General features: G+C 61.4%; 14 protein-coding genes. 13 read left to right on the top strand and 1 reads right to left on the bottom strand.

What is annotated here, in order from left to right:
- The first annotated feature begins 18 nt into the window (after positions 1-18).
- The 4 genes from yajC (at position 19) to BLU85_RS08340 (ending at position 3,881) form a co-directional block, all read left to right on the top strand.
- Complete coding sequence (yajC, locus tag BLU85_RS08355) at positions 19-357, top strand: preprotein translocase subunit YajC (RefSeq protein WP_007916913.1); 339 nt, start codon at positions 19-21, stop codon at positions 355-357.
- Positions 358-422: 65 nt separating this feature from the next.
- On the top strand, positions 423-2,291 hold the full coding sequence (gene secD / locus BLU85_RS08350) for a protein translocase subunit SecD (RefSeq protein WP_092205410.1): 1,869 nt from the start codon (positions 423-425) through the stop codon (positions 2,289-2,291).
- A gap of 9 nt (positions 2,292-2,300) precedes the next feature.
- The gene (gene secF / locus BLU85_RS08345) at positions 2,301-3,215 is read left to right on the top strand and encodes a protein translocase subunit SecF (RefSeq protein ID WP_092205409.1); all 915 of its coding nucleotides are present in this window, start codon (positions 2,301-2,303) and stop codon (positions 3,213-3,215) included.
- A gap of 117 nt (positions 3,216-3,332) precedes the next feature.
- Positions 3,333-3,881 (top strand): glycine zipper 2TM domain-containing protein, encoded by a 549-nt coding sequence (locus BLU85_RS08340; RefSeq protein WP_092205408.1) that lies wholly within the window; start codon positions 3,333-3,335, stop codon positions 3,879-3,881.
- 584 nt (positions 3,882-4,465) lie between these two features.
- Here the strand turns inward: BLU85_RS08340 and suhB are convergent.
- Positions 4,466-5,284, bottom strand: a complete 819-nt coding sequence (suhB, locus tag BLU85_RS08335; protein ID WP_003185165.1) for a type III secretion system regulator SuhB — start codon at positions 5,282-5,284, stop codon at positions 4,466-4,468.
- A 144-nt stretch (positions 5,285-5,428) separates the two neighbouring features.
- On the opposite strand from suhB, the gene trmJ reads away from it, so the two are divergent.
- The 9 genes from trmJ (at position 5,429) to fdx (ending at position 12,551) form a co-directional block, all read left to right on the top strand.
- Positions 5,429-6,199: a tRNA (cytosine(32)/uridine(32)-2'-O)-methyltransferase TrmJ gene (trmJ, locus tag BLU85_RS08330; RefSeq protein ID WP_038856918.1), complete on the top strand. Its 771-nt coding sequence runs from the start codon at positions 5,429-5,431 to the stop codon at positions 6,197-6,199.
- Position 6,200: 1 nt separating this feature from the next.
- Positions 6,201-6,977, top strand: a complete 777-nt coding sequence (gene cysE / locus BLU85_RS08325; RefSeq protein ID WP_092165673.1) for a serine O-acetyltransferase — start codon at positions 6,201-6,203, stop codon at positions 6,975-6,977.
- A 250-nt stretch (positions 6,978-7,227) separates the two neighbouring features.
- Positions 7,228-7,719 (top strand): Fe-S cluster assembly transcriptional regulator IscR, encoded by a 492-nt coding sequence (gene iscR / locus BLU85_RS08320; protein WP_003185160.1) that lies wholly within the window; start codon positions 7,228-7,230, stop codon positions 7,717-7,719.
- Between the two features lie 50 nt (positions 7,720-7,769).
- The gene (locus BLU85_RS08315) at positions 7,770-8,984 is read left to right on the top strand and encodes an IscS subfamily cysteine desulfurase (protein ID WP_072408082.1); all 1,215 of its coding nucleotides are present in this window, start codon (positions 7,770-7,772) and stop codon (positions 8,982-8,984) included.
- A gap of 43 nt (positions 8,985-9,027) precedes the next feature.
- Entirely contained in the window at positions 9,028-9,414 is a 387-nt protein-coding gene (gene iscU / locus BLU85_RS08310; protein ID WP_003185157.1) for a Fe-S cluster assembly scaffold IscU, read from the top strand.
- Positions 9,415-9,439: 25 nt separating this feature from the next.
- A complete protein-coding gene (iscA, locus tag BLU85_RS08305; RefSeq protein ID WP_030139597.1) occupies positions 9,440-9,763 on the top strand; it encodes an iron-sulfur cluster assembly protein IscA in 324 nt (107 codons plus the stop codon).
- 8 nt (positions 9,764-9,771) lie between these two features.
- Positions 9,772-10,293 carry a co-chaperone HscB gene (hscB, locus tag BLU85_RS08300; RefSeq protein WP_092202366.1) on the top strand — a complete coding sequence of 174 codons (522 nt, stop codon included), beginning with the start codon at positions 9,772-9,774 and terminating at the stop codon, positions 10,291-10,293.
- 50 nt (positions 10,294-10,343) lie between these two features.
- Positions 10,344-12,206, top strand: a complete 1,863-nt coding sequence (gene hscA / locus BLU85_RS08295) for a Fe-S protein assembly chaperone HscA (RefSeq protein ID WP_092202364.1) — start codon at positions 10,344-10,346, stop codon at positions 12,204-12,206.
- Positions 12,207-12,209: 3 nt separating this feature from the next.
- Positions 12,210-12,551, top strand: a complete 342-nt coding sequence (gene fdx, locus BLU85_RS08290) for an ISC system 2Fe-2S type ferredoxin (RefSeq protein WP_042727996.1) — start codon at positions 12,210-12,212, stop codon at positions 12,549-12,551.
- The last annotated feature ends 4 nt before the right edge of the window (positions 12,552-12,555 follow it).

Raw genomic sequence — 12,555 nt, 5'->3', positions numbered from 1 at the left:
TTGCAACTGGAGTGCTAAATGAGCTTTTTTATCTCTAATGCCATGGCTGACGCGGCTGCACCTGCTGCTGCCGGCCCTATGGGCGGCGGTTTCGAGTGGATTTTCCTGGTCGGCTTCCTGGTCATCTTCTACCTGATGATCTGGCGTCCACAGGCCAAGCGCGCCAAAGAGCAGAAGAACCTGCTGAGCAGCTTGCAGAAGGGCGATGAAGTGGTCACCACCGGCGGTATCGCTGGCAAGATCACTAAAGTGGCCGATGACTTCGTGGTACTGGAAGTGTCCGACACTGTTGAAATGAAGTTCCAGAAGGGCGCTATCGCGGCCACGTTGCCAAAAGGCACGCTGAAAGCGATCTAAGGTTTCAAACATCTCTTCAATCGACGGGGCGCGCAAGGCGCCCCGCGTCATAAGCGGGCGGCGTGATGCTGAACAAATACCCTCTGTGGAAATATGTACTGATCCTGGCGGTGCTAGCGGTCGGTCTGATTTATTCCGCTCCCAATCTATACCCGGATGACCCGGCCATTCAGGTCAGTGGCGCAAGCACTGCGCTGCAGGTCACCCAGGCCGATCTGGACCGTGCGAGCGCAGCGCTCAAGGCGGCCGGGATCGACGTCAAGGCATCGTCCGTGGCCGAACACGGCAAGGGCGGCCTGTTGCGCCTGGTCAAGGCTGAAGACCAACTGCCAGCCAAGGACGTGGTGCGCAAGGCCATGGGCGACGATTACGTCGTAGCCTTGAACCTGGCCCAGACCACCCCGCAATGGCTGCGCAAGCTCGGCGCGCACCCGATGAAGCTGGGCCTGGACTTGTCCGGCGGTGTGCACTTCCTGCTGGAAGTGGACATGGAAAAAGCCCTCGACGCGCGGATGAAAGTCTACGAAGGCGACGTCAAGAGCTTGCTGCGTAAAGAGCGCCTGCGCTATCGCAGCCTGCCGCAGCTCGACGGCGCCATTCAGCTGGGCTTCAGCGACACCGATACCCGCGAGCAGGCCCGTGCGCTGATCCGCAAGAACTTCAACGATTTCGACATTGTGCCGGCCGACCTCAATGGTCAGGCGGTGCTGCGTCTGGCGATGACCCCGGCCAAGCTGGCGGAAATCCGCGAATACTCCATCAAGCAGAACTTGACCACGGTGCGTAACCGCGTCAACGAACTGGGTGTGGCCGAGCCGATCGTGCAGCGCCAGGGTGCCAACCGCATCGTGGTTGAGCTGCCAGGTGTGCAGGACACCGCCGAAGCCAAGCGTATCCTCGGCAAGACCGCCAACCTGGAATTCCGCCTAGCCGCTGAGCCGGGTGCTTCCAAGGCCACTTCCGAGAGCTTCGAGTTCCGTGAGGGCAATCGTCCGGCGGCGCAGATCGAGCGTGGCCTGATCATCACCGGTGACCAGGTGACCGACGCCCAGGCGGGCTTCGACGAGCAGGGTCGCCCACAGGTGAACATTCGCCTGGACGGTCACGGTGGCGAACTGATGAGCCGCGCTACGCGCAGCAACGTCGGTCGCAGCATGGCGGTGATCTTCATCGAGCAGAAGCCGACCACCACCTACACCAGGCAAGTGGTCGACGGTGTCGAGAAAGACGTCGCGGTGCAGACCTTCAAGGAAGAGAAGAAGATCATCAGCCTGGCGACCATCCAGTCGCCACTGGGCAGCCAGTTCCGCATCACCGGCCTCAACGGCCAGGGTGAATCCTCGGAACTGGCCCTGCTGCTGCGTGCCGGTGGCCTGGCCGCGCCGATGTACTTCGCTGAAGAACGCACCATCGGCCCGAGCCTGGGTGCCGACAACATCACCAAGGGTATCGATGCATCGCTGTGGGGCATGCTGTTCGTCTCGCTGTTCATCATCGCCATCTACCGCTTCTTCGGCATCATCGCCACCGTCGCGCTGGCGGTGAACATGGTGATGCTGCTGGCCCTGATGTCGCTGCTGGGTGCTACGCTGACCCTGCCGGGTATCGCCGGTATCGTGTTGACCATGGGCATGGCGGTGGATGCCAACGTGCTGATCTTCTCGCGGATACGTGAAGAGATCGCCGCGGGCATGACGATCCAGCGGGCGATCAACGAAGGCTTCGGCCGGGCATTCACCGCGATCCTCGACGCCAACCTGACCACGTTGCTGGTGGGCGGGATTCTCTTCGCCATGGGCACCGGCCCGGTCAAGGGCTTCGCAGTGACCATGTCCCTCGGGATCTTTACCTCGATGTTCACAGCCATCATGGTGACCCGCGCAATGGTCAACCTGATCTTTGGCGGTCGTGACTTCAAGAAGTTGTGGATTTAAGGGGCTGCCATGTTACGTACAATCAACTTCATGGGCGTTCGCAACGTTGCGTTCGGCGTCACATTGTTCCTTACCGTACTGGCGTTGTTCAGCTGGTTCCACAAGGGTCTGAACTACGGCCTGGACTTCACCGGCGGTACGCTCATCGAGCTGACCTACGAGCGTCCGGCCGACGTCACCAAGGTGCGTCAGCAACTGGCGACGTCGGGCTACAGCGATGCCATCGTGCAGAGCTTCGGTGCCACCACGGACCTGCTGGTGCGCATGCCGGGTGAAGACCCGCAGCTGGGCCACCAGGTGGCCGAGGCCTTGCAGAAGGCTGGCGGCGACAACCCGGCCCAGGTCAAGCGCGTCGAGTTCGTCGGCCCGCAGGTGGGTGAAGAGCTGCGCGACCAGGGCGGCCTCGGCATGCTGATGGCGCTGGGCGGCATCCTGATCTACCTGGCCTTCCGCTTTCAGTGGAAGTTCGCGGTGGGCGCGATTGTCTCGCTGATCCACGACGTGATCGTGACCGTGGGCATCCTGTCGTTCTTCCAGATCACCTTCGACCTGACGGTGCTGGCGGCGGTGCTGGCGATCATCGGTTACTCGCTCAACGACACCATCGTGGTGTTCGACCGGGTGCGTGAGAACTTCCGCGTGCTGCGCAAGGCGTCCCTGATCGAGAACATCAACATCTCGACCACCCAGACGCTGCTGCGGACCATGGCGACGTCGATCTCCACCTTGCTGGCGATCGCCGCGCTGTTGTTCTTTGGTGGCGACAACCTGTTCGGTTTCTCCATCGCGCTGTTCATCGGCGTGCTGGCGGGTACCTACTCGTCGATCTACATCGCCAACGTGGTGCTGATCTGGCTGAACCTGAGCACCGAGGACCTGATTCCTCCAGCGGCCACCGAAACGGAAGTGGACGACCGCCCATAAGGCTCGTCGCCCCGCCCGTCACCGCTGAAAAGGCGCGAGTTGAACTCGCGCCTTTTTTTGTGCTCCAAGGCTGGGAGAAGCGCGGATTAATCCGCTTGTGATGGCCTGGAGGTTCAAGTGAACAAATCGATGCTGGTTGGTGCGGTATTGGGTGCTGTCGGTGTGACTGCCGGTGGTGCGGTCGCGACCTACAGCTTGGTAAAGAGTGGCCCTGAGTATGCGCAAGTACTGGCCGTGGAACCGGTCAAGACCCAAATCAAGACCCCGCGCGAAGTGTGCAAGGACGTCACCGTGACCCGGCAGAAGCCGGTCCAGGACCAACACCAGATCGCCGGCACCGTGATCGGCGCCCTGGCCGGTGGCCTGTTGGGTAACCAGGTCGGCGGCGGCACCGGCAAGAAAATCGCCACCGTGGCCGGTGCGGCCGGTGGTGGTTATGCCGGTAACAAGATTCAGGAAGGCATGCAGGAACGCGACACCTACACCACCACCCAGACTCGCTGCAACACGGTCAATGACATCAGCGACAAGGTTGTAGGCTACGACGTTCGCTACATGCTCGACGGCAAAGAAGGCAAAGTCCGTATGGACCGCGACCCGGGCAACCAGATCCCGGTGAGCAAGGAAGGCCAACTCATCCTCGGCCAGAACGCACCGGCTCAGTGACCTGAGCATTCAAAAGGAAGCACCCTTCGGGGTGCTTTTTTTGTGCCCCATGATTCCATGACTCACCACCAACCCCTTGTGGGAGCGAGCTCGCTCGCGATAGCGGTGGATCGGCTTGCATGGTTGGTGAATGTACCGCCGCCATCGCGAGCAAGCTCGCTCCCACAGTGGATCTCCAGTGGATATAAACCTGTGCCAATCCCAATTTCCCCTGGACTGACCCCAAAAGTCAGATTGGTGTGGGGGCAGTCCACTCTGTGGGAGCGAGCTCGCTCGCGATGGCGGTGGATCGGCTTGCATGGTTGGTGAATGTACCGCCGCCATCGCGAGCAAGCTCGCTCCCACAGTGGATCTCCAGTGGATATAAACCTGTGCCAATCCCAATTTCCCCTGGACTGACCCCAAAAGTCAGATTGGTGTGGGGCAGTCCACTCTGTGGGAGCGAGCTCGCTCGCGATAGCGGTGGATCAGCCTGCATCCATGTTCAGGGTGACATTCATTGTGGCGAGGTGCTTGCTTGCATGAGGGCAAATTCTAGCAGGCATAAAAAAAGCACCCCGAAAGGTGCTTTTTTTAACCGAAGCTTAGCGTTTCAGCGAAGCCGGCAGATGCGGCTGGATAGCCGTCAGCACAGCCTTGAAGCATTTGGTGTTGCCGGCAACGATGTGGCCTTTTTCAAGGAAATCGTGACCGCCGGTGAAGTCGCTCACCAAGCCACCGGCTTCCTGGATCAGCAGGGCGCCCGCTGCCATGTCCCACTCGGACAGGCCCGACTCCCAGAACGCATCGAAACGACCAGCCGCCACATAAGCCAGGTCCAGGCTCGCAGCACCGGCGCGACGGATGCCGGCGGTCTGGCCGACCAGGGCGCGGAACATGCCCAGGTAGTTGTCCAGGTTGTCCATCTGGTCATCACGGAACGGGAAGCCGGTACCCAGCAGGGCGCCGTCCAGGCTGGTGCGACCGCTGACGCGCAGGCGACGACCGTTCAGTTGGGCGCCACGGCCACGGCTGGCGGTGAATTCTTCCTGGCGAACCGGATCCAGCACGACAGCGTGTTCCAGGCGGCCACGGTATTTGCAGGCGATGCTGACAGCGAAATGAGGAATGCCGCGCAAGAAGTTGGTGGTGCCGTCCAGCGGATCGATGATCCACAGGTACTCTTCGCCTTCGATGCCAGTACCGGCGTGCATGCCGGTCTCTTCACCGAGGATGGAGTGGTTCGGGTAAGCCTTGCGCAGGGCGTCGACGATCTTCTGTTCGGCGGCGCGATCGACCTCGGACACGTAGTCCTTGGCGTCTTTTTCATCGACCTTGATGGTATCCAGGCGCTCGATGGAGCGGAAGATCAGTTCACTGGCGCTGCGGGCGGCGCGCAGCGCGATATTCAGCATGGGCTGCATGGATGTGTCACCTAAGGTTGTTAAAGAAAGCCGCGCATTCTATCAGAAAGTTTTCTCAGGAGAAGGTTGGTGTTCGCTTTCATAGCTTAACGGTAGGTGCTTCTGTAAGATTTGCTCCCTTTATCGTGTTCGAGAGCGCCTCCCTTGTTGCAGAACATTCGTGTCGTCCTGGTCAATACCAGCCATCCGGGTAACATCGGCGGAGCTGCGCGGGCCATGAAGAACATGGGCCTGTCGCGCCTGGTGCTGGTCGAGCCGCGCTTGTTTCCCCATCACGAAGCCGACGCCCGGGCCTCCGGTGCCGGTGACATCCTGGCCAACGCGCAAGTCGTCGCCACCCTCGAAGATGCCTTGGTGGGTTGCAACCTGGTGCTCGGTACCAGCGCCCGCGACCGGCGTATCCCCTGGCCGCTGCTCGACCCCCGGGAATGCGGCACCAAAGTGGTCGAGGAGGCCGCGCAAGGCTTTGAAATCGCGCTGGTGTTCGGCCGTGAAGACTCCGGCCTGACCAACGACGAGCTGCAGCGATGTCACTTTCACGTGCATATCCCTTCCGACCCCGAGTTCAGTTCCTTGAACCTGGGGGCGGCGGTGCAGGTGTTGAGTTATGAAGTGCGCATGGCTTGGCTGGCAGCCGAAGGCAAGCCCAGCAAAGTCGAAAAAACCGAGGTCACGTCGCCGCGCAGTGAGACACTGGCGACCATGGACGAGTTGGAACGATTCTATGAGCACCTGGAGCAGACCCTGGTGGACATCGAGTTCCTCGACCCGGAAAAGCCGCGGCACTTGATGGCGCGCCTGCGTCGGTTGTACGGACGAAGCTCGGTCAGCCGGGCGGAGATGAATATATTGCGCGGCATCCTCACGGAAACCCAGAAAGCGGCCCGTGGCGAGCTGATTAAGCGGAAGAAATAAAATGTTCGAACGTTTGCGTGAAGATATCCAAAGTGTTTTCCATCGTGACCCGGCGGCGCGCAATGCCTTTGAAGTACTGACCTGCTACCCGGGCATGCACGCCATCTGGATCCATCGCCTGTCCGGCGCCTTGTGGAACATGGGCTGGAAGTGGCTGGCGCGGCTGGTCTCGAACTTCGGCCGCTGGCTGACCGGGATCGAGATCCACCCGGGCGCCAAGGTCGGCCGTCGGTTCTTCATCGACCACGGCATGGGCATCGTCATCGGTGAAACCGCCGAGATCGGCGACGACGTAACCCTGTACCAGGGCGTGACCCTCGGCGGCACCAGCTGGAACAAAGGCAAGCGTCACCCAACCCTGGAAGACGGCGTGGTGGTCGGTGCCGGCGCCAAGGTGCTCGGGCCGTTTACGGTGGGGGCGGGGGCGAAAGTCGGCTCCAATGCCGTGGTGACCAAGGCCGTGCCGCCGGGTGCGACTGTGGTGGGGATTCCGGGGCGGATCATCGTCAAGTCCGATGAGGAGCAGGATGCTCGCCGCAAGGCCATGGCCGAGAAGATCGGCTTCGATGCCTATGGTGTCGGCGAAGACATGCCCGACCCGGTCGCCCGGGCCATCAACCAGTTGCTCGATCATCTGCAGGCCGTCGATGGGCGCCTGGAGGGGATGTGCGGGGCCCTGAAGGACTTGGGCAGTAATTACTGTGCCAAGGACCTGCCTGAACTGCGCGAGGAAGACTTTGCGTGTGTGAAGGACAAGGATGAGAGCCAGGCTAGCTGAAACCCTGCTGGCCTCATCGCGAGCAAGCTCGCTCCCACAGGGATCGCATCAGCACCTGTGATCCAATGTGGGAGCGAGCTTGCTCGCGATAAACGACAACGCGGTATCACTGGTCGCCGCCGACCAGCCTTTGCTATCATGCGCGCGCTCTTTCGCGGGTAAACCCGAGTAACCCACTAGGTCTTATACTTGACTTAAATACTCGGGAATTGCATACTCGCCCCCATTCCGAACTCCGTGGTAATTGTCCATGCGACTGACTACAAAAGGCCGATACGCCGTGACCGCAATGCTGGATCTGGCATTGCATGCGCAGCACGGGCCGGTGTCCCTGGCCGATATCTCCGAGCGCCAGGGCATTTCCCTGTCTTACCTTGAACAGCTGTTCGCCAAGCTGCGCCGCAGCAACCTGGTGTCCAGCGTTCGCGGCCCCGGCGGCGGCTACCAGCTGTCGCGGGACATGCAAGGCATCCAGGTCGCCCAGGTGATCGATGCGGTGAACGAATCGGTCGATGCGACCAAGTGCCAGGGCCTTGGCGACTGCCATGGCGGCGATACTTGCCTGACCCACCACTTGTGGTGTGACCTGAGCCTGCAGATTCACGAATTTCTGAGCGGTATCAGCTTGGCTGACCTTGTAACTCGCCGTGAGGTGCAAGAAGTAGCCCAGCGTCAGGACCAGCGCCGTTGCAACAGCAAGGCGCCGCACCTGGACAAGATTGAAGCGTCCGCCGTCGAATGACTGCCGCAGAGCACGCGGAACGCCAGCCAGCCTGATTTAGGAGAAAGTCCATGAAATTGCCGATTTACCTTGATTACTCTGCGACCACCCCGGTTGATCCGCGTGTTGCGCAAAAAATGAGTGAATGCCTGCTGGTCGACGGAAACTTCGGTAACCCGGCGTCCCGTTCCCACGTGTTTGGCTGGAAGGCCGAAGAGTCGGTCGAAAACGCCCGTCGCCAGGTCGCCGACCTGGTCAACGCCGACCCGCGTGAAATCGTCTGGACCTCCGGTGCCACCGAATCCGACAACCTGGCAATCAAGGGTGTCGCGCATTTCTACCACACCAAGGGCAAGCACCTGATCACCTCCAAGATCGAGCACAAGGCTGTCCTGGACACCATGCGCCAACTGGAGCGTGAAGGTTTCGAAGTCACCTACATCGAGCCCGGCGAAGACGGCATCATCACCCCGGCCATGGTCGAAGCCGCCCTGCGCGACGACACCATCCTGGTCTCGATCATGCACGTGAACAACGAAATCGGCACCGTCAACGACATCGCGGCCATCGGCGAACTGACCCGCTCCAAGGGTGTCCTGTTCCACGTCGACGCGGCCCAGTCCACCGGCAAGGTCGACATCGACCTGTCCAAGCTGAAAGTCGACCTGATGTCGTTCTCGGCCCACAAGACCTATGGTCCTAAAGGCATCGGCGCCCTGTACGTCAGCCGCAAGCCGCGTGTTCGCCTCGAAGCGACCATGCACGGCGGCGGTCACGAGCGCGGCATGCGTTCCGGTACCCTGGCGACCCACCAGATCGTCGGCATGGGCGAAGCCTTCCGCGTCGCCAAGGAAGACATGGCCGCCGAGAACGTACGCATCAAGGCCCTGAGCGACCGCTTCTTCAAGCAGGTCGAGCACCTCGAAGAACTCTACGTCAACGGCAGCCTGACCGCCCGCGTACCGCACAACCTGAACCTGAGCTTCAACTATGTTGAAGGCGAGTCGCTGATCATGGCGCTCAAGGATCTGGCCGTGTCGTCCGGTTCGGCGTGCACCTCGGCGTCCCTGGAGCCTTCGTACGTACTGCGCGCCCTGGGCCGCAACGACGAACTGGCCCACAGCTCCATTCGCTTTACCTTCGGCCGCTTCACCACCGAAGAAGAAATCGATTACGCCGCGCAGAAAGTCTGCGAGGCCGTTACCAAGCTGCGCGCTCTGTCGCCGCTGTGGGACATGTACAAAGACGGCGTCGACATTTCGAAAATCGAGTGGGCGGCGCACTGAAGAAGTCGCCACCAGAGCGACTCACTGATGAGGATTGAAGCAAATGGCATATAGCGAAAAGGTCATCGACCACTACGAGAACCCGCGCAACGTCGGCAAGATGGACGCGCAGGATCCTGATGTCGGCACCGGCATGGTCGGCGCCCCGGCGTGCGGCGACGTCATGCGCCTGCAGATCAAGGTCAACGAGCAGGGCATCATCGAAGATGCCAAGTTCAAGACCTACGGCTGCGGTTCGGCCATCGCGTCCAGCTCCCTGGCCACCGAGTGGATGAAGGGCAAGACCCTTGATGAAGCCGAAACCATCAAGAACACCCAGCTGGCCGAAGAACTGGCCCTGCCGCCAGTGAAGATCCACTGCTCGGTACTCGCCGAAGACGCCATCAAGGCCGCCGTCCGCGATTACAAGCAGAAGAAAGGCTTGATCTGATCCGCGTTACGGTAAGGAGTTTTCCATGGCTATCCAGATGACAGAAGCGGCAGCTAAGCATGTGCAGCGTTCCCTCGCGGGGCGCGGCAAGGGCGAGGGTATCCGCCTGGGTGTTCGCACCACGGGCTGCTCTGGCCTTGCCTATGTGCTGGAATTCGTCGACGAAGTGGGCGAAGACGATCAGGTATTCGAAAGTCATGGTCAGAAAGTGATCATCGACCCGAAAAGCCTGACGTACCTGGACGGCACCGAACTGGATTTCGTCAAGGAAGGGTTGAACGAAGGCTTCAAGTTCAACAACCCCAACGTGCGCGGTGAATGTGGCTGCGGCGAAAGCTTCAACATCTGAGGCGGCTTGTGGGTACTCCTTGTCATTTTGCGTTGTTCCAGATGCAGCCTGCGTTCCAGCTGGATCTCGAGCAGTTGTCCGCGCGTTATCTTGAATTGGCCCGTGGCGTCCATCCCGACCGCTTTGCCGATGCCTCCGAGGCGGAGCAGCGGCGGGCGCTCGAGCAGTCGGCGAACCTCAACGAGGCTTACCAGACGCTCAAGAACCCTGCCAAGCGCGCGCGTTACCTGCTCGCCATCAGCGGTCATGAGTTGCCGCTGGAGGTCACGGTCCACGATCCCGAGTTTCTTTTGCAGCAGATGCAGTGGCGCGAAGAGCTCGAGGACCTGCAGGACAGCGCCGACCTGGCCGGTGTCGCGGTATTCAAGCGGCGCTTGAAAGACGCCCAGCAAACACTGAACGAAAGCTTCGCAGCCTGCTGGAACGATGCCGCGCAACGCGAACAGGCCGAACGCCTGATGCGGCGCATGCAGTTCCTCGACAAGCTCACCTACGAAGTGCGCCAGCTAGAAGAGCGCCTCGACGATTAACCCAGTGCCGCTCCGGTCGCACGCCTGATTACAGATAAGTCCTGATTACGATGGCCCTACTGCAGATCGCCGAACCCGGCCAAAGTCCACAACCGCACCAGCGTCGCCTGGCTGTCGGGATCGACTTGGGTACCACCAATTCCCTGGTCGCTGCCTTGCGCAGCGGTCTTTCCGAGCCGCTGGCCGATGAGCAGGGGCGGGTGATCCTGCCGTCCGCCGTGCGTTATCACGCCGACCGCGTCGAAGTGGGCGAGTCCGCCAAGCTGGCCGCCGCCGCCGACCCTCTGAACACCATTGTCTCGGTCAAGCGCTTGATGGGTCGTGGTCTGTCCGACGTCAAGCAATTGGGCGACCAGCTGCCGTACCGCTTCGTCGGCGGCGAATCCCACATGCCGTTCATCGAAACCGTGCAGGGCCCGAAAAGCCCGGTCGAGGTTTCCGCCGACATCCTCAAGGTCCTGCGCCAGCGTGCCGAAGCGGCGCTGGGCGGTGAACTGGTGGGCGCGGTCATCACCGTCCCGGCCTATTTCGACGACGCCCAGCGCCAAGCCACCAAGGACGCCGCCAAGCTGGCCGGCCTGAACGTGCTGCGCCTGCTCAACGAGCCGACTGCCGCTGCCGTGGCATATGGCCTGGACCAGCATGCCGAAGGCCTGGTCGCGATCTACGACCTGGGCGGCGGCACATTCGATATTTCGATCCTGCGCCTGACCGGCGGTGTTTTCGAAGTCCTGGCCACCGGTGGCGACAGTGCCCTGGGCGGCGATGACTTCGACCACGCCATCGCCGGCTGGATCATCGAGCAAGCCGGCTTGTCCGCCGACCTCGACCCGGGGGCGCAACGCCAGCTGCTGCAAACCGCCTGCGCCGCCAAGGAAGCCTTGACCGACGCCGCCACCGTTGAAGTCGCTTATGGCGACTGGAAAGCCTCGCTGACCCGCGAAGCCTTCGATGCCCTGATCGAGCCCATGGTCGCCCGCAGCCTCAAGGCCTGCCGCCGTGCCGTGCGCGATTCCGGTGTCGAGCTTGAAGATGTGAAAGCCGTGGTCATGGTGGGCGGTTCGACCCGCGTGCCGCGGGTTCGCGAAGCCGTTGCCGAGGCCTTTGGCCGCCAGCCGCTGACTGAAATCGACCCGGACCAGGTGGTCGCCATCGGCGCCGCGATCCAGGCCGATACCCTGGCCGGCAACAAGCGCGACGGCGGCGAACTGCTGTTGCTCGACGTGATTCCGTTGTCCCTGGGGCTGGAAACCATGGGCGGCCTGATGGAAAAGGTGATTCCACGCAACACCACCATCCCGGTTGCCCGCGCCCAGGACTTCACCACCTATAAAGACGGCCAGTCGGCCATGATGGTCCACGTGCTGCAAGGCGAGCGTGAACTGATCAGCGACTGCCGTTCCCTGGCCCGCTTCGAATTGCGCGGCATCCCGCCGATGGTGGCCGGTGCGGCGAAGATCCGCGTGACCTTCCAGGTCGATGCCGACGGTTTGCTCAACGTTTCCGCCCGCGAACTGGCTTCGGGCGTGGAAGCGAGCATCCAGGTCAAGCCGTCCTACGGCCTGACCGACGGCGAAATCGCCAAGATGCTCAAGGATTCCTTCCAGCACGCCAGCGACGACAAGGTGGCGCGTGTGCTGCGCGAGCAACAGGTCGACGCCCAGCGCCTGATCGAAGCCGTGCAAGGTGCCCTTGAAGCCGACGGCGAGCGTTTGCTCGACGCAGAAGAACGCATGGTCATCGAGCTGCAGATGCGGGAATTGTCCGAATTGATCAAAGGCACCGATGGTTATGCCATCGAGCAGCAGACCAAGCGTCTGTCGCAAGTCACCGATGCCTTTGCTGCCCGCCGCCTGGACTCGACGGTGAAAGCCGCCCTGGCGGGGCGCAACCTGAATGAAATCGAGGAATAACTGATGCCGCAGATCATTTTTCTGCCACACGCCGAGCATTGCCCGGACGGTATGGTGGTAGAGGCCGAAACCGGCAAGTCCCTGCTTGAAGTGGCCCATGACAACCACATCGAGATCGAGAGCGCCTGCGGCGGCGTGTGTGCCTGCACCACGTGCCATTGCATCATCCGCGAGGGTTTCGACTCGCTGAATGAAGCCGATGAGCTGGAAGAGGACTATCTTGATCGGGCCTGGGGCCTGGAGCCGACGTCTCGCCTGACCTGTCAGGCCAAGGTCGGCACCGAGGACCTGGTGGTCGAAATCCCGAAATATTCGCTTAACCATGCGGCCGAAGCGCCGCACTGATGGT

Source organism: Pseudomonas sp. NFACC14 (assembly GCF_900106885.1).
Lineage (GTDB): Bacteria > Pseudomonadota > Gammaproteobacteria > Pseudomonadales > Pseudomonadaceae > Aquipseudomonas > Aquipseudomonas fluorescens_AA.
Note: the sequence above shows the minus strand (reverse complement) of the source record. Positions and strands in the feature narration are given on the sequence as shown.